Origin of the sequence: Kitasatospora sp. NPDC049258, assembly GCF_040678895.1 — a bacterium.
In the GTDB taxonomy this organism is placed as follows: Bacteria; Actinomycetota; Actinomycetes; order Streptomycetales; family Streptomycetaceae; genus Kitasatospora.
The window spans coordinates 77,706-97,323 of sequence record NZ_JBFAQT010000016.1 but is presented as its reverse complement, the minus strand read 5'-3'; the positions used below and the strand labels follow the sequence as shown (position 1 = coordinate 97,323).

Here is a 19,618-nt window from a genome sequence, read left to right as displayed (position 1 = left end):
GCGGCGGACCGGTGTGCTCGGACCTGCGTGCTCGGACCTGCGTGCTCGGACCGCGCCGGTGGCCGGCCGGCCGGGACTGTCGGACCGACCCGCTACGGTGGGCCGCATGGCTGCCCGTACCAAGACCACCGCCAAGCCCCGCCCGGCGTACCGCTGCACCGAGTGCGGCAACCAGCTCCCGAAGTGGGTCGGCCGCTGCCCCGAGTGCAACGCCTGGGGCACCGTCGAGGAGTACGGCGCGGTGCCGATCCGGACCACGGCGGCCGGTCCGGTCAGCTCGCCGGCCAAGCCGATCGGGCAGGTGGACGGCCAGGTCGCCACCGCCCGTACCACCGGCGTGCCCGAGCTCGACCGGGTGCTCGGCGGCGGCATCGTCCCCGGCGCGGTGGTGCTGCTGGCGGGCGAGCCCGGTGTCGGCAAGTCGACCCTGCTGCTGGACGTGGCGGCCAAGGCGGCCAGCGCCCAGCACCGCACGCTGTACGTCACCGGCGAGGAGTCGGCCGGGCAGGTCCGGCTGCGGGCGGACCGGATCAACGCGCTGTCGGACCACCTCTACCTGGCCGCCGAGTCCGATCTGGGCGCGGTGCTGGGGCACATCGAGGCGGTCAACCCCGGGCTGCTGATCCTCGACTCGGTGCAGACCATCGCCTCCGCCGAGCTGGACGGCGCGCCCGGCGGCCCGGCCCAGGTCCGTGAGGTGGCGGGCGCGCTGATCCGCGCCTCCAAGGAGCGCGGCATGGCCACCCTGCTGGTCGGCCACGTCACCAAGGACGGGCAGATCGCCGGCCCGCGGCTGCTGGAGCACCTGGTCGACGTGGTGCTCAGCTTCGAGGGCGACCGGCACGCCCGGCTGCGGATCATCCGCGGCGTCAAGAACCGCTACGGCGCGACCGACGAGGTCGGCTGCTTCGAGCTGCACGACGAGGGCATCGCGGGTCTGGCCGACCCGTCCGGACTCTTCCTCACCAGGCGTGACAAGCCGGTGCCCGGCACCTGCCTGACGGTCACCCTGGAGGGCCGCCGTCCGCTGGTGGCCGAGGTGCAGGCGCTGATGGTGGACTCGCAGATCCCCTCGCCGCGGCGGACCACCTCGGGCCTGGAGTCGCCCCGGATCGCGATGATCCTGGCCGTGGTGGAGCGCCACGGCGGGGTCAAGCTCGGCAAGCAGGACATCTACACGGCGACGGTCGGCGGGGTGAAGCTCACCGAGCCGTCCGCCGACCTGGCCATCGCGCTCGCGGTGGCCAGCTCCTCCTCCGACACCCCGCTGCCGAGCAACCTGGTCGCGATCGGCGAGGTCGGCCTGGCGGGCGAGGTCCGCCGGGTCACCGGCGTGCAGCGGCGGCTGGCGGAGGCCCACCGGCTCGGCTTCACCCATGCCCTCGTCCCGCCGGATCCGGGCAAGGTGCCGGCGGGCATGACGGTGGTCGAGGTCGCGGACATCGGCGAGGCCCTGCGCGCCATCCCCGGGCGGCGGCGCGGGCCCGCCAAACCGCGCGGCGAGGCGGACGGCGCCCCGGCCGCGGGCGCTCGGGCGGGGCGCTCGGCCGGCGTCCCGGCAGGCCGGCCGGCGGGTGCCCGGGCGGGTGCTGCGGCGGGTGTCCCGGCGGTCGTTCCGGCCTACCCGGAGGAGCTGATGGAGGGCTGGGAGCCGGTCGACTCCGACGAACTGCGCTGACTCATGCCCCGTTAATGCCGCACGCAGTTAGACTTTGCCCTGTCTAATTGGCAATAAGTGCAGTACTGCGCCTATTTCCAGAATCGACCAAGAGCACAGACAGACCAGCGAAGACCAAGCGACAGACCGTCGGGCGCCGTGCCACACGGTCCGGGGCGACCGGAGGAGTCACGTGGCAGGCAGCGACCGGGGGGCGGACAAGTCCTCCCGCGAGGAGGCCCTGCTGCGGGCCTCCCTGAGCGCGATCGCGCCGGGCACGGCGCTGCGGGACGGCCTGGAGCGGGTGCTGCGGGCCAACACCGGCGGCCTGGTCGTGCTCGGCTTCGACAAGAGCGTCGAGTCCCTCAGCACCGGCGGCTTCGTGCTCGACGTCGAGTTCACCGCCACCCGGCTGCGCGAGCTGTGCAAGCTCGACGGCGCGGTGATCCTCGACAAGGACAGCACCAAGATCGTCAGAGCCGGCGTGCACCTGATGCCGGACGCGACCATCCCCACCGACGAGACCGGCACCCGCCACCGCACCGCCGAGCGGGTCAACCGGCAGACCGGGTACCCGGTGGTCGCCGTCTCGCACTCGATGCGGCTGATCGCGATGTACGTCAACGGCAGCCGCCGGGTGCTGGAGGACTCCACCACCGTGCTGTCCCGCGCCAACCAGGCGCTGGCCACCCTGGAGCGGTACAAGCTGCGGCTGGACGAGGTGGCGGGCACCCTCTCCGCGCTGGAGATCGAGGACCTGGTCACCGTCCGGGACGTCTCGGCCGTGGTCCAGCGCCTGGAGATGGTCCGGCTGATCGCGGCCGAGATCGCCGGGTACGTGCTGGAGCTCGGCACCGACGGCCGGCTGCTCTCGCTCCAGCTGGACGAGCTGATCGCCGGCGTCGAGCCGGAGCGCGAGCTGGTCGCCCGGGACTACTTCCCGGAGCGGGCGGCGAAGAAGGGCCGCACGGTCATCGAGGTGCTGGCCGACCTGGAGGCGCTGACCCACGCGGAGCTGCTGGACCTGCAGACGGTGGCCAAGGCGCTCGGGTACACCGGCACGCCGGAGTCGCTGGACTCGGCCGTCTCGCCGCGCGGGTACCGGCTGCTGGCCAAGGTGCCGCGGCTGCCCAACACCGTCATCGAGCGGCTGGTCGAGCACTTCGGCGGGCTGCAGAAGCTGCTCGCGGCGAGCATCGACGACCTGCAGACGGTGGAGGGCGTGGGCGAGACCCGGGCCCGCTCGGTGCGCGAGGGGCTCTCGCGGCTCGCAGAATCGTCCATCCTGGAGCGCTACGTCTGACGGGTGCCGTCGGGCGGGTGAGGTCCGGCAGCTGCCGGCGGGCGGATAGTCCGGCCGGCGGGCGGGTCGGTGGCCGGCCCGGTGGGCTCAGCCGGGCAGTCGGTCGGGCCGACGGTCGCTCACGGCCGTTCGCCGGTGGGCTTCGCCGCGTAGAGCAGCGTGAACAGGGTGACGTCGACGGCGTCCTCGTCGTGGCAGTCGCCCTCCTCCGCCAGCTCGTCCAGGATGCCGCCGAGCTGGTTGCGCAGCCGGACCAGCCGCTCGGGGCGCAGCCGCATGGAGAAGTGGCTGAACTGGGCGGGCGAGCGAGGCTGGCCGTCCGGTCCGACCGCGGGGGCTTCCAGCCGGTCGGTGAGGTGCTTGTCCTCGAAGTCGGAGCGGACCAGGTCCATCGCGGCCAGGAGGGCGGCGAGCACCTCCGGATGGTCCGAGGTGCTCCCGGTGAAGAAGTCCGGGGACAGGCGCAGTGACTTCTGCGCGTTGCGGTAGCGGCTCTCCACGATCCCGGACACCAGGCGGGTCTCGGCGACCATGATCAAGCCGACCTGCTCCAGCTGCTTGATGTGCCGGTACAGCTTGGTGGGGGTGTCGTCGAGCTCGGCCGCGATCTCCTTGACGGAGAGCGGCTCCGGTTCGCGCTTGAAGAGCGCGTTGAGGATCGCCAGCCGGACTGGGTCCGCGAGCGCCTTGAGGGTCGGGATGTCGTTGACCTCGCGCTCTTTCACCTGATCAGACACGTTCTCACTTTCGCAGAACGTCAACGCTTGTGCAATCAATCACCCATCTGCAACCATTCACACAAGCGTGAATGGTTGCAGATGGGTGAACGTCTGCGTTTGGGTGAAAGGCGGGGGCATGACCAGCACGACCAGCACCGACACCGGGCCCGACACGAGCGCGGACGCACCGCCCGCGCTCGTACCGCTGCACCGCAACTGGCGCTTCCAACTGCTCTGGGGCGGCGCCGCCTCCGCGATGCTCGGCACCTGCATCGCGGACACCGCCTACCCCCTCCTGCTGCTGGCGATGACCGGCTCACCGTCCCTGGCCGGCGCGTTCGGGGCGGTCCAGTTCACCGTCTCGCTGCTGCTCGGCATCCACGGCGGCTCGGTCGCCGACCGGCACGACCGCCGCCGGATCCTGCTGCTCGCCGACTCCGCCCGCCTGCTGGCCGCGCTCAGCATCCCCGTGGCACTCCACCTGCACCACCTGACGGTCACCCACACCCTGCTGGTCGGCGCGGTGCTCGGCGCCACCATGGCCTACTCCGGCCCGGTCCGGATGCTGGTGCTCCGCTCGGTCGTCCCGCCCGCGCAACTGCGCCAGGCGCTCGCCCAGGACGAACTGCGGGTCAACGGCGCCGCGCTGGCCGGCCCGCCGCTGGCCGGGTTCCTGCTCGGACTCGGCCGGTCGGTCCCGTTCCTCGGCACCGTGCTGGCCTCGCTGCTGGCGCTCGGCGCCGCCTGGGCGGTGCGCTTCGACAGCCGCCCGAACGAGGCCACCGGTGGCGGCCGGTCCGGCGGCGCGCTGGCCGGGCTGCGCCACCTCATGGCCGACGCCCGGCTGCGGGTCACCCTGCTGGTGCCGTTCCTGCTCAACCTGGCCGGCTCCGCGATGCTGCTGCCGGTGATGGTGCTGCTGCGCGAGGGCGGCACCTCCAGCGCGGGCATCGGCCTCGCGCTGGCCGGTGAGGCGGTGGGCGGGCTGCTCGGCGCACTGCTGGTGCGCCGACTGCACCGGTTGATGGCCCCCGGGCGCCTGCTGGTCTCGGTCGCCTGGGTGAGCGTCCCGCTCTTCCTCGTGCCGACGCTCGCCGGCGGACCGGTGGTCGTCTTCGGGACGCTGGCGGTGATGATGCTGGGGGTGCCCGCGCTGCGGGTGATGGTGGACGTGCTGATCTTCCAGCAGGTGCCCGAGGAGCTCCGGGGCCGGGTGATCGCGGCCACCATGACGGTCTTCATGCTCGGTGTCCCGGCGGGCACCTTCGGCGCGGGCCTGCTGCTGGAACACCTCGCGGCCGGCACCACGCTGCGGCTGTTCGCGGCCCTGCTGGCCGTCGCGCTGCTGCCGCCGACCTTCAGCCGGGCGCTGCGCCGCGCCACCTGGCCGGCCTGACCGGACACCGCAACCGGCCCACGGAACAGCCCCTGGAGGCCCGCGGGCCAGGTCTTCGAACCGCTCCCGCACGGCGCCGCGTACCAGGAGTACACCGTCGTCCCGGCGGCCGCGCTCGCGCCGCTGCCCGCCGGACTGGGCTTCGAGCGGGCGGCGGCCGTTCCGATGGCCGCGCTGACGGCCTGGCAGGCCTTGGACGCCGCCGGGGTGAAGGGCGGTGAGCGGGTGCTGGTGCAGGGCGGTGCCGGCGGGGTCGGCCATCTCGCCGTCCAGCTGGCCAAGGCCCGCGGCGCCCATGTGCTGGCCACGGCCTCGGCGCGCAACCTCGGCTTCCTGCGCGAGCTCGGGGTGGACGAGCCGCTCGACCGGGGCACCGACGACCTGCGCGCCGCCGCCCCGGTCGACGTGGTGCTCGACGCGGTGGGCGGGCAGGTCCAGCGCGACTCCTGGTCGTTGCTGCGGCCCGGCGGGACGCTGATCACCCTGCCCGAGCCGCTCGACGAGGCCTACCGCCGCCCGGGCATCGAGGCCCGCCGGGTGGTGGTGGTACCGGACGGCCCGACCCTGGCCCAGGTCGCCGAGCTGATTGCGGCCGGCCGGCTCCGGGTCGAGCTCCAGCAGGTGCTGCCGCTCGAACGGGCGGCGCAGGCACACCGGGCCAGCACGGCGGGCCGGGTCCGCGGCAAGCTGGTGCTCAGTCTCTGACCCCGACGACCCGGCGACCCGACGATCCGCCGACCCGACGACCCGGCGATCCGCCGACCCCGAACACCGGCGCGCGGACGGCACACCAGCGTACGGACCGCACAGCGGCGCCGGTCGGGCGTCAGGCGTCCAGCCGGATGGAGGTCCGGGCCACCAGCGGCCCGCCCGTCGGGCCGGCCAGGTCGGCCTGCACCCGGTAGGTGTCCGGCGCGGCGGCCGCCCCGTCGGCGGAGGCGCACTGCGGCTTGCTGCGGCTGCGGTCCCAGCTGAAGGTCTCGGTCAGGCCGCTGCCCGCCGACACCTGCACCCAGGTGGCCTGACGGTCGGTCGGGCAGTCGCCGGAGGACCAGATCCGCTCGCCGTTGCTGGCCGTCACGGTGATGCTGGAGGCGGCCCGGCCGAGGTCCACCCGGCAGTTCGGACCGGAGGTGTTGCGGACGGTCAGGGTGACCCGGGGCTTGTCCTTCGGCTGGTACGCCGGCTGGGCGCTGGCCAGCTCCAGGGTGATCTGCGAGGCGGCGCAGACCGGCAGGGCGAGCACCTCGGCGGTGTTCACCTGCGGTCCGCCGGTGGTGCCACCGCCGGTGCCGCTCCCGGCCCCGCCGCCGGTGCTCCCGCCGCCCGTACCGCCCGAGGGCGCGCCCGAGGCGCCGCTGCCGCCGGTACCTCCCGAGCCGCCGGCGGCGGGGCCGCCGGTCAGGCTCACGTCGCCGCCGCTGCCGCCCGAGACGCTGCCCGAGCCCGAGCCTCCGCTGCCCGTACCGCCGGTCCCACCGGGGCGGGTGGTGATCGCGGAGCCGCTCGGGGAGGCGCCCGGGGTGATCGACTGGGCGGGCGCGGGCTGAGCGCCGTGCGGGGGCTTCGTACCGTCGCCGGAGCCGGACGTCAGCCAGACGATCAGTGCGCCGACGCCGATCAGCGCGGCGAACACGACGAGCCGCCGCCGCCAGTAGATCGAGGCCGGCAGCGGTCCCACGGGTTGACGCAGAGAGGGCACGGGCAAACTCTACGAGACTGTGTGCACCTGTTGACGCATCAACACTGCAGCGGGGTCACTTCCTTCACATGATCCGCCATTTGCTCCGGTCGGGCTAACGATCACGGTACGCCGCCGAGGGCGGAAGAGGACCCTCGACAGGCCGGACGGGGGCCCGGTGCGCGTCCTATAGTCGGCCCATGGCCACGGATCCCCACCCCGCGCTCGACCCCGCTCGGATGATCGCCGAGGCGAGGCGCGCGTTCTTCGTGATGTTCGCCTTCCTGGCCGTCGTGTGGGCGCTGCAGGTGGCCAACTGGGCCGGTGACGAACAGCTCGCCCGCGAGTTCGCGATCGTCCCGCGGGACACCGGTCGGCTGCCCGACATCTTCACCGCGCAGTTCCTGCACGTGAATTGGCAGCACATCGAGGCCAACTCGGGGCCGCTGTTCATCTTCGGCTTCCTCGCGGCCTACCGGGGGGTCAAGAAGTTCCTCGGCCTGACCGTGCTGATCGTCCTCACCAGCGGCGCATCGGTCTGGTTCTTCGAGCACGCGAACACCTACACGGTCGGCGCCAGCGGGCTGGTCTACGGCTACTTCGGCTACGTGGTGCTGCGCGGCATCTTCGACCGGCACCTGATCGACAGCCTGATCGGCGTCGTGATGGGGGGCTCCTTCGCCTACCTGCTCACCAACGCGGTGCCGGGCACCCCAGGGATCAGCTGGCTGGGCCACCTCGGCGGGTTGGTCGGCGGCCTCGCCGGCGCCTGGATCTTCCGCGACCGCAGCACCGCCCGCAGCAGCACCGGAAGCGCCCCCACCGCCGTGGCCCCCGCCCCGGGCGTCCCCGCCCAGGGCGCCCCCAGCCCCCGCGCCGACCTGCTCAAGGAACTCGACGACCTCGGCCTCTGACGCCGGCCGCCCCGATCGCCCCGACCGCCGGCCGCTCCGATCGCCGAACCCCCACCTCCCACCCCGCCCCGCCGTGGGAGGATCGGGGGGCCATGGTTGCCATCACCTCCGCCACCCCCGCCCCGCTGCTCCACACCACCGTCATCGGCTGGTACGAGGCCAACGCCCGCGACCTCCCCTGGCGGACCCCGGACGCCTCCCCGTGGGCGGTCATGGTCAGCGAGTTCATGCTCCAGCAGACCCCGGTCAAGCGGGTGCTCCCCGCGTACGCCGCCTGGCTGGAGCGCTGGCCCACCCCGGCTGCGCTGGCCGCCGACGCGCCCGGCGAGGCGGTCCGGATGTGGGGCCGGCTCGGCTACCCGCGCCGGGCGCTGCGCCTGCACGCCGCCGCGGTGGCGATCACCGAGCAGCACGGCGGCCGGGTGCCCGAGGACCACTCCGCCCTGCTCGCGCTGCCCGGCGTGGGCGAGTACACCGCCGCCGCGGTCGCCTCCTTCGCCTTCCGCCAGCGCCACGCGGTGCTCGACACCAACGTCCGTCGGGTCTTCGCCCGCGCCGTGACCGGTGTCGAGTACCCGGCCCAGGCGACCACCGCCGCCGAGCGCCGGACCGCCGCCGAGCTGCTGCCCGCGAGCGCCGGGACCGCCGCCACCTGGGGCGTCGCCGTGATGGAGCTGGGTGCGCTGGTGTGCACGGCGCGCAGCCCCGAGTGCGCGAGCTGCCCGCTGCTGCGGCACTGCGCCTGGCAGCGGGCCGGTCGCCCGCCGTACCAGGGGCCGGCCCGGCGCGGGCAGACGTACGAGGGCACCGACCGCCAGGTGCGGGGCAAGCTGCTGGCGGTGCTGCGCGAGGCGCACGGCGAGGTGCCGCAGGCCCGGCTGGACGAGGTCTGGCCGGAGCCGGTGCAGCGCGCCCGGGCGCTGGACGGGCTGGTCGCCGACGGGCTGGTCGAGCCGGTGGCCCCGGGCGTCTACCGGTTGCCGCAGTAGCACGGTTGCCGCGGCGGCGAACGGCCGAAGGGCCCACCCGGATCTCCCGGGTGGGCCCTTCGGGCGTTCTCGAGCCGAGCGGGCTCGGATCGGTCAGACCGCTTCGAGCTGCGGCTCGGCCTGCTGCCCGGCCCCGCGCAGCGGGATCTCGCGCAGGAAGACCGCGGCGGCGACCGCGATCAGGCTGATCACGGCGCCCCAGAGGAAGACCGTGTGCATGCCGTTGGAGACGGCATGGTGCGCCAGGTCCTGGACCGCGGCGGGCGCCTTCTTCAGGCCGGTCGGGTCGAGCGCCTGCTGGCCGCCGGCGCTGCCGCCACCACCGGCACCGCCCGCGGCGGCCAGGGTGTCCTTGACGCGATTGTTGAAGAGCGCGCCGAACAGGGCCACACCGAAGGAGCCGCCGATGGTGCGGAACAGGGTGGCGGAGGAGCTGGCCACGCCCATGTCCTTGAGCTCCACGCTGTTCTGGGCGACCAGCATGGTGATCTGCATCAGGAAGCCCATGCCGGCGCCGAGCACCACCATGTAACAGGAGGAGGTGAAGCGGCCGGTGTCGGTGCCGAGGGTGGAGAGCAGCAGCGAGCCGCCCGCCATCACGGCGGTGCCGATGATCGGGAAGATCCGGTACTTGCCGGTCTTGGAGACCGCCTGGCCGACCACCAGCGAGACCGCCAGCATGCCGAACATCATCGGCATCAGCAGCAGGCCGGAGTTGGTGGCCGAGGCGCCCTGGACGATCTGCTGGTAGAGCGGCAGGTAGGCGACCGCGCCGAACATGGTGAAACCGACGATGAAGCCGATGATCGACACCATCGTGAAGTTGAGCTTCTTGAACAGCCCGAGCGGGATCACCGGCTCCTCGGCGCGCTGCTCGACGTAGCAGAAGCCGATCAGCGAGGCGACGCCGAGCGCGCCCAGGCCGAGGATCTGCTTCGAGCCCCAGGCGTACTCCTGGCCGCCCCAGGTGGTGATCAGGACCATCGAGGTGATGCCGGCGGTGAGCAGCAGCGCGCCCAGGTAGTCGATCTTCGCGGTGGAGCGCATCTTCGGCAGGTGCAGGGTGACGATGATGAACGCCAGGGCCACCGCGCCGAGCGGCAGGTTGACGTAGAAGGTCCAGCGCCAGCTGAGGTGGTCGGTGAGGAAGCCGCCGATCAGCGGCCCGCCGACGGTCGCCAGCGCCATCACGGCGGCGAACATGCCCTGGTACTTGGCGCGGTCCCGCGGCGGGACCAGCGCGCCCATGATCGACATGACGCCGACCATCAGACCACCGGCACCCAGGCCCTGGAGCGCCCGGAAGGAGATCAGCTGCACCATCGAGTCGGAGAGGCCGCACAGGGCCGAGCCGACCAGGAAGATCACGATGGAGATCAGGAAGACGCCCTTGCGGCCGTACAGGTCGCCGAGCTTGCCCCAGATCGGGGTGGAGACGGCGGTGGCCAGCGTGTAGGCGGTGACCACCCAGGCCAGGTGGTCCGACCCGCCGAGCTCGCCCACGATGGTGGGCATCGCGGTGCCGATGATCAGGTTGTCGAGCATGGCCAGCAGCATGGCGATGACCAGGCCGATCATCACCAGGCGGATCTCGCGCGGGGACTTCGGCTCGGGCTCGGTCGGCCCCGCGGCCGGCGGTTGGTCCGCCGCGGCCTCGACCTGCTGTTGTGACATCGTGTGGCTCCCGGGAACGAGGCTGGGCCGCGTCTCCCGCGGCTCACTTACTTGACGACCGGCTAGTTAATCGTCGGCTCGCACGGTAAGTTGTTCCCTAGCCGGTCGTCAAGCCAGTTTCGGCGTGAGCCCCGCGGGCAGGGAGAATGCACCCGAGGAGTGCGTCGAACACGGCAGCACGCCGTTCCCCATCGCCGTCACGAGGCAGGCCGCCAGTCATGAGCACGACCCAGAGCCCCCGCAGCGACACCCGCGCGCGGATCCTCGACGTGGCGCTGGAGCTCTTCGCGGCCCAGGGGTACGAGAAGACCTCGCTGCGCGAGATCGCCGACCGCCTCGGCGTCACCAAGGCCGCGCTGTACTACCACTTCAAGACCAAGGACGAGATCGTCCGCGGCATCGTCCGGAGCATGGCCGCGCCGATCGACGAGGCGATCGCCTTCGGCGAGGGCAAGCCCTGGTCGCCCGAGCTGCGGGACGAGCTGGTCCGCCGGTTCGCCGCCGGGATGGTCGAGCGGGCGCCGCTGCTGCGTTTCTTCCACGAGAACCAGCCCGCCCTCCGGGAATCGGAGGCCGGGCTGGAGTTCAAGGACCGGATGGTGGCGATGATCCGGCTGGTGCACGGTCCGGACGCGACCTTCCATGACCGGCTGCGCGCGACGATGGCGCTGTTCTCGATCAATTCGACGCTGTTCCTGCTCAAGCACGACGACGCCGACGCCTGCTCGTCGGGCACCGGGCCCAAGGCCGGGACGCTGGAGGAGGCCATGGGGGCCGCCCTCGAGGTGGCCCTGGAGATCGCCGCCCGGATCGAGCCGGCGACCGCCGAGGCCTGACCGCCGAGGCCTGACCGCAGCAGGCCCCACCCGGCGGTCGGCGGGATCAGACCCCGGTGGCCCCGTGCGAGCGCAGGTAGCTGACCGGGTCGATCACGGCGCCGTACTTGTTCGCGGTGCGGATCTCGAAGTGCAGGTGCGGGCCGGTGGAGTTGCCGGTGTTGCCGGACAGGCCGATCTGCTGGCCCGCGGACACCTTCTGCCCGGCGTGCACGGCGAGCTTGGACATGTGGGCGTACTGGGCGAACTTGCCGTCCGCGAGCTTCAGCACGATCTCGTTGCCGTACGCGCCGTCGAGCTTGGCCGAGACGACGGTGGCGTTGCCGACGGCCAGCAGCGGGGTGCCGACCTTGACGGCGTAGTCCTCGCCCGTGTGGTAACCGGCCGCGTACGAGTGGTTGATCTTGCCGAACGGGTTGCTGTGCACCCCGCTGGCGACCGGCGCGGACCACTCGGGGGCGGGCGCCGGGGCCGGGGCCGGGGCCGGGGCCGGAGCGGCCTCGGGGGCCGGGGCGGCGGGCGCGGGGGCGGCCTCGGGAGCGGGCGCCGGGGCGGGCTCGGCGGCGGGCTCCGCGGCCGGGGCGGGCGCCGGGGCCGGCGAGGCGTCGAGGTTGCTGGCCACGGCGACGGCGTCCTGCGAGGACACCGACTTCGGCAGCTTGTAGGCGGCCGGGGCCGCGACCTGGACCAGGGCGGCCGGGTCCTCGTGCAGCGCGGCCGCGGTGAACGCGGAGCTGCCCGGGGTGGTGGGATGCACGGTCTGCGCGTGGGCGGCCGAGGCCGGGATCAGCATGGCGCCGACGGCCAGCACGGCCGCGCCGCCCCAGGCCACCGTGGCGCGACGGTCCTGCAGCCGGTCGAGTACGGCGCTGCCGTTCGCGCCCTGCAGGTGGGACAGGGCGGGGATGCCGCGCAGGGCCGAGGAGGACCCGACGGCGGTGAGCAGCCTGCGGCCGGTGCGGGGGAGAGAAAGCATCGGTGACAAAACCTCGCGGTCGGGGATTCGGTGCGCCGCAGAGCCGTACCGGCCTGGCGCCCCGGGGGGACCACTCAGGTGTAACCGTCACCCAGGGCAACCCGAAAGCGTGTGACGTACTACGGCGGCTAGTGCCCGCCACCGCCGCGCGGCCCGGCCGCAGGGCAGGCGATCACGGCGCCCGCCCCGGGGGAGTGGAGCGGGATCGGCCCGCCCGCAGGGGCGGCCGCCGGGAGCGTCACCGGGTGCTCACAGCGCCGCCCGTCCTACTACCCGCCCTCGTACCGGCGTCACGGCCTGTGACCAGTACCACCGGACAGGCCCCCGCAAACCACCGGATCTCCGACCAAATCCACCTTCTTCGGGGTTACCCCCGGCCCGCTGTCCCGGATTGCTGCGTCAGCACTGGGCCCGAACCCCCGGATCGGCGATGATCGGGGGATGACCGCTGCCGCAGACCGCCAGGACGACCTGCCCCCGCCCACGGACCCCGCCCGCCGGTTCGCGGCGCTGCGCGGCTGCGAGCGGATCCTCTCCGGGGCCCGGCCGCGCTCCATCCGGGAGCGGCTGGCCGCGCTGGCCGAGGGGGCGGAGCAGCTGTACGACCTCGACGAGGCCACCGACTTCTACGGCAACGGGATCGTGCGGGCCCTGGAACGGCGGGTGGCCGGCCTGCTCGGCATGCCGGAGGCGGTCTACTTCCCGACCGGCACCATGGCCCAGCAGGCCGCCCTGCAGTACTGGGCGGACGGGGACGGCCGGACGGTCGCGATGCACCCGCTGTCCCATCCCGAGGTGCACGAGCACCGCGCCTACTCGGTGCTGAGCGGCCTGCGGACGGTCTGGCCCACCACCGCACCGCGCCTGCCGACGCCCGCCGAGCTGCGGACCGTCGGTGAGCCCTTCACCACGCTGATGCTCGAACTGCCGCTACGGGACGCCGGCTTCGTCCTGCCCACCTGGGCCGAGCTGACCGCGCTGGTCGAGGAGGCCCGGCAGCACGCCGCGTACGTCCACCTGGACGGCGCCCGGCTCTGGGAGTCGGGGCCGCACTTCGGGCGGACGCTGCCCGAGATCGCGGCCCTGGCCGACTCGGTCTACGTGTCCTGCTACAAGACGCTGGGCGGGATCAGCGGGGCGCTGGTCGCCGGGGACGAGGAGTTCGCCCGGGGCGTCCGGGTCTGGCGCCACCGCTACGGCGGCCAGCTGTTCCAGCAGTGGCCGGCCGTGCTCAGCGCGCTGGCCGGGCTGGAGGCCGAGCTGCCCCGCCTGGGCTCGTACGTGGCCAACGCCAAGGCGGTGGCCGCCGCGCTCGCCGAGACACCCGGCAGCCGGGTCAATCCGGACCCGCCGCACACCCACCAGTTCCAGTTCTGGCTGCCGTACCCGGCCGAGGCCCTCAACCGGGCCAACGTCCGCCTCGCCGAGCTGCAGGGCGTCGGCCTGTTCGGCGGCTGGGACGAGCCGGGGCCGCTGCCGGGCTTCTCGATGACCGAGATCACCGCCTCCGCCGCCGCCCTGGACTGGACGCCCAAGGAGATCACCGAGGCGGTCGCGCTCTTCCTGGAGATCGCCCAGGTCTAGCGGCCGCCGGGCCGCCCGGGCCGGCCCGACCGGCCCAGCACCGGCCCAGCACCGGCCCAGCACCGGCCCAGGACCGGCCCAGCACCCGGACGCACCGCGGCCCCGACGGGAGAACCCGCCGGGGCCGCAGCTGTTCAGTGGTACTGCTGACCTGAGGTCACTTCACCGGGTGAACCCGGATGATGGTCTCCAGGTCGTTCCAGCTCTGCCACAGCACGTCGATGCGGGTGTGGGTGTCCGGAACCTGGACGCTGCTGTAGGGAGTCGCGGCGTCGTAGTACTTGGTGGTGTGGTCGTTGAAGGAGCTGACGGCCTTCGACGACGGGATCTTCGTGAGCACGTCGGCCTTGTCCAGCTTCAGGCCGTCGGTGCGCTCGAAGCCGAAGGTGGAGTCGTAGCCCTGGATGCGCGGACGCATGTAGGTGCCGTCGGCCCACTTCAGCGGGGCCGGGTGCGAGTCGATCGGGAGGATCAGACCCTGGCCCGGGTGGTTGGTGACGTTGTTGTCGGACTGCGACTCGTCCCACAGCCAGATCAGAACACCGTTCTGGTTGGCGTAGTGCTCGACCCAGTTCGGCTTGGCGGCGGAACCGAAGACGTACGGACCGGTCTTCAGCGTGGTGTCGTAGGACACGTACTGACGGTTCTCCACCAGGTAGTGCTGGGCGTAGTCCTTGGAGAACTTGCCCGTGATGCGGGAGAAGCCCGTGGCGGTCCAGCCGTTGTCGCCGCTCTCGGCACCGTCGGTGAAGACGGCCGCGTTGTCGGCGGTGACCTTGACGTCGTCGACGGCCAGGCCCTTGAGGTGCACGCCACCGTCGGTCACGTTGTGGAAGCGGAACTGGATGCTCTTGCCCGCGTAGGCGTCGAGCGGGAAGACCAGGTCGCCCCAGGTGTTGTTGGTGGTGCCGTTGATCGCCGGGTGGTTCGCACCGTCGACCGGCAGCGCCGCGCCGTTGAAGGTACCCGCGACGGCGGTCCAGTTCTTGCCGCCGTCGGTGGAGACCTCGCCGTAGGCGTAGTCGTAGTCGGTCTCGAGCTCGTACCAGGCCTTGGCCGACAGGCTGGCCGAGGTCTTGCCGGTGAGGTCGATGGTGCGGGTCAGCGAGACGTTCAGGTCGTCCGCGCTACCGCTCCACCACTCGTTGGCACCCGCGAACGGGGTGTTGATCTCGGTGGTGACCGTCTTCTTCGGCAGGTCCACCACGATGGCCTGCGGCCGCTTCGTGTTGTACTCCACCGGGCCGAGCCAGTGCAGCGAGTCCTTGCCGGCCTGCGCCTTGTCGAACTTGAGCCAGCCGAGCTGCAGCTTGCTCCAGACGTCCAGGTCGTTCGGCTTGTCGCCGATCTCCTTCTTGCCGTCACCCAGCCAGGAGCCGGACGACATCAGCGACCAGAAGCCGACCGAGTTGTCGTTGCCGGAGCCCGAGGTGTCGTAGAGGTCCGGCAGACCGAGGTCGTGGCCGTACTCGTGCGCGAAGACACCGAGGCCGCCGTTCTCGGGCTGCATGGTGTAGTCGCCGACCCAGATGCCGGAGGTGCCGACCGGGGTGCCGCCGAGCTTGTTGGCGTCCGGACCGGCCGAGCCGGCCAGCGCACCGTAGACGTACGAGCGGTGGGCCCACAGGGCGTTGGTGCCCTGGACGCCGCCGCCGGCCGACTGGTCCTCACCGGAGTGCACGATCTGGAAGTGGTCGATGTAACCGTCGGGCTCGTTGAAGTTGCCGTCGTGGTCGTAGTCGTACCGGTCCCACTGGTCGTAGCCGGCGATCGTGGCCTTGATCTGCGCGTCCGTCTGGCCCTTGGCCTTCTGGTCGGCGACCCAGGCGTTGACGCCGTCGCGGATCAGGTCCTGCGCGTTGTTGCAGACGTGCTGGCCGCAGTAGTCCGAGCCGTAACGGGCCTCGTTCCACGGCACCTTGACCCAGTCGGTGACCTGGCCGTCGACCGAGTACCGGCCCGAGGACTGACGCTCGTAGTACGTCTTCAGCGAGTCGCCGGTCTTCGAGAAGTACAGGTCCTGGTAGTGCTGCTGGTTGTAATCAGCGCGCCAGGCGGTGGAGTTGTTGGTCTTCGCGTCCGGCGCGGCGATCTGGTTGTGCTGCGGCCCGGGGGTGCCGCCGTACTTGACGGTGCCGTCGGGCAGCTTGGTGGTGTTGTCCACCTGGTCGCTGAAGTCGACGAGGATGGTGAAAATCTTGTCCGTGCGCTCGCGGCTGAGCTCCACGTACTTGTCGCGGCCCAGCTTGATGCTGGTGCCACCGCCGTGCGACTCGATGGTGGCGGTGCCGTTGACCAGCTGGTCGACCGCGGCCTTCTGCTCGGCCTCGACCTTGCCCGAGAGCGGGCCGGGCAGCGAGTCGTCGAGCTTGGTGGTCAGCGCTGCGTCGGCCGGGTCACGCGGGATCGCGCTCGGCGCGGCGACGGCCGTGCCCGGGAGCATCCCCGCGCCGAGCGCGGCGACGGCCGCGACGGCAGCGGCGGCCGAAGCGGCCTTCCTGGATATCTTCAACGTGGTGACGTCCTCCCCTTACCGGCGCAGCTCTTGGCCAGCCGGTGAACCAATGAAAGACAGGTGGACGTCATTTGATCCAAGAGCTAGTAAAAAAGAAAGACCTTGACCCTGACATGCCCGCGCCGCTATCCTCCCCGGCTTCCAGGATCAGCTGATAGTCAGTCAAATCGGCCCCAAACCCCCGGCTTGAGGGCCCGTCCGTGTCCGCACGGTCTGGGTATCGGCACCAAAAGGCCGAAAAGTCTGAATTTTCACAGCAATTGGAAGCGTAAACAGTTTTGCAACTGAAAAGGCCGCGGCCCCGACATCACGTCGGGGCCGCGGCCTTTTTCGGTGCTGTGTGGCTACTTCGTGAGATCCGGCCCGGCGGTGCTCACCGCGGCCGGGGTGTCGGCCACCGCGGACTTCTCCTCGCCGCGGAAGGTGAACTTGGCTTCCTTGCCCTCACCCTCCACGCCGACGACCACGATCTGGCCGGCCCGCAGCTCGCCGAAGAGGATCTTCTCGGAGAGGTGGTCCTCGATCTCGCGCTGGATCGTCCGGCGCAGCGGCCGGGCGCCCAGCAGCGGGTCGTAGCCCCGCTTGGCCAGCAGCTTCTTGGCCTCGACGCTGAGCTCCAGGCCCATGTCGCGGTCCTTCAGCCGGCCGTCCACCTTGTCGATCATGAGGTCGACGATCTGGATGATGTCTTCCTCGGACAGCTGGTGGAAGACCACGATGTCGTCGACACGGTTCAGGAACTCGGGGCGGAAGTGCTGCTTGAGCTCCTCGCCGACCTTGGCCTTCATCCGCTCGTACCCGCTGGCGGCGTCACCCGTGGCCGCGAAGCCCAGGTTGAAGCCCTTGGAGATGTCCCGGGTGCCGAGGTTGGTGGTCATGATGATGACCGTGTTCTTGAAGTCGACCACCCGGCCCTGGGAGTCGGTCAGCCGACCGTCCTCCAGGATCTGCAGCAGCGAGTTGAAGATGTCCGGGTGGGCCTTCTCGACCTCGTCGAAGAGGACCACGGAGAACGGCTTGCGGCGGACCTTCTCGGTCAGCTGGCCGCCCTCCTCGTAGCCCACGTAGCCGGGCGGGGAGCCGAACAGCCGGGACACCGTGTGCTTCTCGGAGAACTCGGACATGTCGAGCGCGATCAGCGCGTCCTCGTCGCCGAACAGGAACTCGGCCAGCGTCTTGGACAGCTCGGTCTTACCGACACCGGACGGGCCGGCGAAGATGAACGAGCCACCGGGGCGCTTCGGGTCCTTGAGGCCCGCCCGGGTGCGCCGGATGGCCTGCGAGAGCGCCTTGATGGCGTCCTTCTGGCCGATGACGCGCTTGTGCAGCTCGTCCTCCATGCGCAGCAGCCGGGAGGACTCCTCCTCGGTGAGCTTGAAGACCGGGATGCCGGTGGCCGTCGCCAGCACCTCGGCGATCAGCTCCTCGTCCACCTCGGCGACGACATCCATGTCGCCGGCCTTCCACTCCTTCTCCCGCTTGGCCTTGGCCTGCAGGAGCTGCTTCTCGTTGTCACGCAGCGAGGCGGCCTTCTCGAAGTCCTGCGCGTCGATCGCGCTCTCCTTCTCGCGGCGCACGTCGGCGATCTTCTCGTCGAACTCGCGGAGGTCCGGCGGCGCGGTCATCCGGCGGATGCGCATCCGGGAGCCGGCCTCGTCGATCAGGTCGATCGCCTTGTCCGGCAGGAAGCGGTCCGAGATGTACCGGTCGGCCAGGGTCGCGGCGGCGACCAGCGCGGCGTCCGTGATGGACACCCGGTGGTGCGCCTCGTAGCGGTCCCGCAGGCCCTTGAGGATCTCGATGGTGTGCGGCAGCGACGGCTCCGCGACCTGGATCGGCTGGAAGCGGCGCTCCAGCGCGGCGTCCTTCTCCAGGTGCTTGCGGTACTCGTCGAGCGTGGTGGCACCGATGGTCTGGAGCTCACCGCGGGCCAGCATCGGCTTGAGGATCGAGGCCGCGTCGATCGCACCCTCGGCGGCGCCCGCGCCGACCAGGGTGTGCAGCTCGTCGATGAACAGGATGATGTCGCCGCGGGTGCGGATCTCCTTGAGCACCTTCTTCAGGCGCTCCTCGAAGTCACCGCGGTACCGCGAACCGGCCACCAGCGCGCCCAGGTCCAGCGTGTACAGCTGCTTGTCCTTGAGCGTCTCGGGCACCTCGCCCTTGACGATCGCCTGGGCCAGGCCCTCGACCACGGCGGTCTTGCCGACGCCGGGCTCGCCGATCAGCACCGGGTTGTTCTTGGTGCGGCGGGACAGCACCTGCATGACCCGCTCGATCTCCTTCTCGCGCCCGATCACCGGGTCGAGCTTGGCCTCGCGGGCGGCCTGGGTGAGGTTGCGCCCGAACTGGTCCAGGACCAGCGAGGTGGAGGGGGTGCCCTCGGTGGGCCCGCCGGCCGGGGCCGACTCCTTGCTGCCCTGGTAGCCCGAGAGCAGCTGGATGACCTGCTGGCGCACCCGGTTGAGATCGGCGCCCAGCTTCACCAGGACCTGGGCGGCGACGCCCTCGCCCTCGCGGATCAGGCCGAGCAGGATGTGCTCGGTGCCGATGTAGTTGTGGCCGAGCTGAAGGGCCTCGCGGAGCGACAGCTCCAGCACCTTCTTCGCCCGGGGAGTGAAGGGAATGTGACCGGACGGGGCCTGCTGGCCCTGACCGATGATCTCCTCGACCTGCTGGCGGACCGCCTCGAGCGAGATCCCGAGGCTCTCCAGCGCCTTGGCGGCGACACCCTCGCCCTCGTGGATCAGGCCCAGGAGAATGTGCTCGGTGCCGATGTAGTTGTGGTTGAGCATCCGGGCTTCTTCCTGAGCCAGGACGACAACCCGCCGCGCGCGGTCGGTGAACCTCTCGAACATCGTTAATCGCTCCTCAGAGCGGTCGGTCAGTTCGGGGTCCGTCCCCGCCCTGTCCTTCCGCATGCTAGTCCCGCTCAGCGGCGCGGCCATGGGCCTCTCCCGCCCGTCGCCGGACGAGAAGAGTCAACCCCACTCGCGTGGGGAATCATGCAGCGCGACCAGCCGACACCAGTCCCAACCTGATGCTGGGAGACGGTGTTCCCACAGGTGGGCCTGATGCACCCGATACCGCTACGCCATCGGCGAACACGCTCTGCCGAGGGCGGGGCGGCCGGTCTCGCGTCCTGCCTCGGTCGGGGTCGTTCGACCCCTCCCGCCTGCATTCATACCCGGTATTCCGACGAGTTTCGCGCAGTTTCCCGGGTGGCGGTGTTCGCCTGGCGAGAAGTCCGGTGGATGCCCGGGGGGTGCCCGGTGGCCGATCCGCCCGGTCCCGCCGCCCGGTTGACGGCGGCTCGACCGGGCCCCGAGCCGCTCCCGACCCGCAGCGGGGGCCGGGGCGCCCGTACGGCGACA

Annotated in this window: 14 protein-coding genes; 8 read left to right on the top strand and 6 right to left on the bottom strand. The window is 71.7% G+C overall.

Features of this window, described 5'->3' with window-relative positions; genetic code table 11:
- The first annotated feature begins 106 nt into the window (after positions 1-106).
- Positions 107-1,678 (top strand): DNA repair protein RadA, encoded by a 1,572-nt coding sequence (gene radA / locus AB0K43_RS16475; protein WP_363640160.1) that lies wholly within the window; start codon positions 107-109, stop codon positions 1,676-1,678.
- Between the two features lie 223 nt (positions 1,679-1,901).
- The gene (disA, locus tag AB0K43_RS16470) at positions 1,902-2,960 is read left to right on the top strand and encodes a DNA integrity scanning diadenylate cyclase DisA (protein ID WP_363640270.1); all 1,059 of its coding nucleotides are present in this window, start codon (positions 1,902-1,904) and stop codon (positions 2,958-2,960) included.
- A gap of 119 nt (positions 2,961-3,079) precedes the next feature.
- Here disA and AB0K43_RS16465 read toward each other — a convergent pair whose 3' ends face one another.
- The gene (locus AB0K43_RS16465) at positions 3,080-3,697 is read right to left on the bottom strand and encodes a helix-turn-helix domain-containing protein (protein WP_363640158.1); all 618 of its coding nucleotides are present in this window, start codon (positions 3,695-3,697) and stop codon (positions 3,080-3,082) included.
- 118 nt (positions 3,698-3,815) lie between these two features.
- Here AB0K43_RS16465 and AB0K43_RS16460 point away from each other — a divergent pair, with 118 nt between their 5' ends.
- A complete protein-coding gene (locus AB0K43_RS16460) occupies positions 3,816-5,075 on the top strand; it encodes an MFS transporter (RefSeq protein ID WP_363640156.1) in 1,260 nt (419 codons plus the stop codon).
- 165 nt (positions 5,076-5,240) lie between these two features.
- Complete coding sequence (locus AB0K43_RS16455; RefSeq protein WP_363640154.1) at positions 5,241-5,780, top strand: NADP-dependent oxidoreductase; 540 nt, start codon at positions 5,241-5,243, stop codon at positions 5,778-5,780.
- Between the two features lie 121 nt (positions 5,781-5,901).
- Here the strand turns inward: AB0K43_RS16455 and AB0K43_RS16450 are convergent, their stop codons facing one another.
- On the bottom strand, positions 5,902-6,777 hold the full coding sequence (locus tag AB0K43_RS16450) for a hypothetical protein (RefSeq protein ID WP_363640152.1): 876 nt from the start codon (positions 6,775-6,777) through the stop codon (positions 5,902-5,904).
- A 179-nt stretch (positions 6,778-6,956) separates the two neighbouring features.
- On the opposite strand from AB0K43_RS16450, the gene AB0K43_RS16445 reads away from it, so the two are divergent.
- Together AB0K43_RS16445 and AB0K43_RS16440 are read left to right on the top strand one after the other, a co-directional pair.
- On the top strand, positions 6,957-7,670 hold the full coding sequence (locus AB0K43_RS16445; protein ID WP_363640150.1) for a rhomboid family intramembrane serine protease: 714 nt from the start codon (positions 6,957-6,959) through the stop codon (positions 7,668-7,670).
- A gap of 92 nt (positions 7,671-7,762) precedes the next feature.
- Complete coding sequence (locus AB0K43_RS16440; RefSeq protein ID WP_363640148.1) at positions 7,763-8,659, top strand: A/G-specific adenine glycosylase; 897 nt, start codon at positions 7,763-7,765, stop codon at positions 8,657-8,659.
- Between the two features lie 93 nt (positions 8,660-8,752).
- Here the strand turns inward: AB0K43_RS16440 and AB0K43_RS16435 are convergent, their stop codons facing one another.
- Positions 8,753-10,333 carry an MDR family MFS transporter gene (locus tag AB0K43_RS16435; RefSeq protein ID WP_363640147.1) on the bottom strand — a complete coding sequence of 527 codons (1,581 nt, stop codon included), beginning with the start codon at positions 10,331-10,333 and terminating at the stop codon, positions 8,753-8,755.
- A gap of 218 nt (positions 10,334-10,551) precedes the next feature.
- On the opposite strand from AB0K43_RS16435, the gene AB0K43_RS16430 reads away from it, so the two are divergent.
- Positions 10,552-11,169: a helix-turn-helix domain-containing protein gene (locus AB0K43_RS16430; protein ID WP_363640145.1), complete on the top strand. Its 618-nt coding sequence runs from the start codon at positions 10,552-10,554 to the stop codon at positions 11,167-11,169.
- Positions 11,170-11,215: 46 nt separating this feature from the next.
- Here AB0K43_RS16430 and AB0K43_RS16425 read toward each other — a convergent pair whose 3' ends face one another.
- Positions 11,216-12,145, bottom strand: a complete 930-nt coding sequence (locus AB0K43_RS16425) for a M23 family metallopeptidase (RefSeq protein ID WP_363640143.1) — start codon at positions 12,143-12,145, stop codon at positions 11,216-11,218.
- Between the two features lie 441 nt (positions 12,146-12,586).
- On the opposite strand from AB0K43_RS16425, the gene AB0K43_RS16420 reads away from it, so the two are divergent.
- A complete protein-coding gene (locus tag AB0K43_RS16420) occupies positions 12,587-13,729 on the top strand; it encodes a beta-eliminating lyase-related protein (protein ID WP_363640141.1) in 1,143 nt (380 codons plus the stop codon).
- Positions 13,730-13,886: 157 nt separating this feature from the next.
- Here the strand turns inward: AB0K43_RS16420 and AB0K43_RS16415 are convergent, their stop codons facing one another.
- Together AB0K43_RS16415 and AB0K43_RS16410 are read right to left on the bottom strand one after the other, a co-directional pair.
- Entirely contained in the window at positions 13,887-16,172 is a 2,286-nt protein-coding gene (locus AB0K43_RS16415) for an immune inhibitor A domain-containing protein (RefSeq protein ID WP_363640268.1), read from the bottom strand.
- A 416-nt stretch (positions 16,173-16,588) separates the two neighbouring features.
- On the bottom strand, positions 16,589-19,102 hold the full coding sequence (locus AB0K43_RS16410) for an ATP-dependent Clp protease ATP-binding subunit (RefSeq protein WP_363640139.1): 2,514 nt from the start codon (positions 19,100-19,102) through the stop codon (positions 16,589-16,591).
- Between the last annotated feature and the right edge of the window lie 516 nt (positions 19,103-19,618).

Coding starts and splice junctions, on each gene's coding strand:
- AB0K43_RS16420 (WP_363640141.1), top strand. CDS start 12,587: ATGACCGCTGCCGCAGACCGCCAGGACGACCTGCCCCCGCCCACGGAC.
- AB0K43_RS16410 (WP_363640139.1), bottom strand. CDS start 19,102: ATGTTCGAGAGGTTCACCGACCGCGCGCGGCGGGTTGTCGTCCTGGCT.
- AB0K43_RS16445 (WP_363640150.1), top strand. CDS start 6,957: ATGGCCACGGATCCCCACCCCGCGCTCGACCCCGCTCGGATGATCGCC.
- AB0K43_RS16425 (WP_363640143.1), bottom strand. CDS start 12,145: ATGCTTTCTCTCCCCCGCACCGGCCGCAGGCTGCTCACCGCCGTCGGG.
- AB0K43_RS16435 (WP_363640147.1), bottom strand. CDS start 10,333: ATGTCACAACAGCAGGTCGAGGCCGCGGCGGACCAACCGCCGGCCGCG.
- radA (WP_363640160.1), top strand. CDS start 107: ATGGCTGCCCGTACCAAGACCACCGCCAAGCCCCGCCCGGCGTACCGC.
- AB0K43_RS16440 (WP_363640148.1), top strand. CDS start 7,763: ATGGTTGCCATCACCTCCGCCACCCCCGCCCCGCTGCTCCACACCACC.
- AB0K43_RS16460 (WP_363640156.1), top strand. CDS start 3,816: ATGACCAGCACGACCAGCACCGACACCGGGCCCGACACGAGCGCGGAC.
- AB0K43_RS16455 (WP_363640154.1), top strand. CDS start 5,241: ATGGCCGCGCTGACGGCCTGGCAGGCCTTGGACGCCGCCGGGGTGAAG.
- AB0K43_RS16415 (WP_363640268.1), bottom strand. CDS start 16,172: ATGCTCCCGGGCACGGCCGTCGCCGCGCCGAGCGCGATCCCGCGTGAC.
- AB0K43_RS16430 (WP_363640145.1), top strand. CDS start 10,552: ATGAGCACGACCCAGAGCCCCCGCAGCGACACCCGCGCGCGGATCCTC.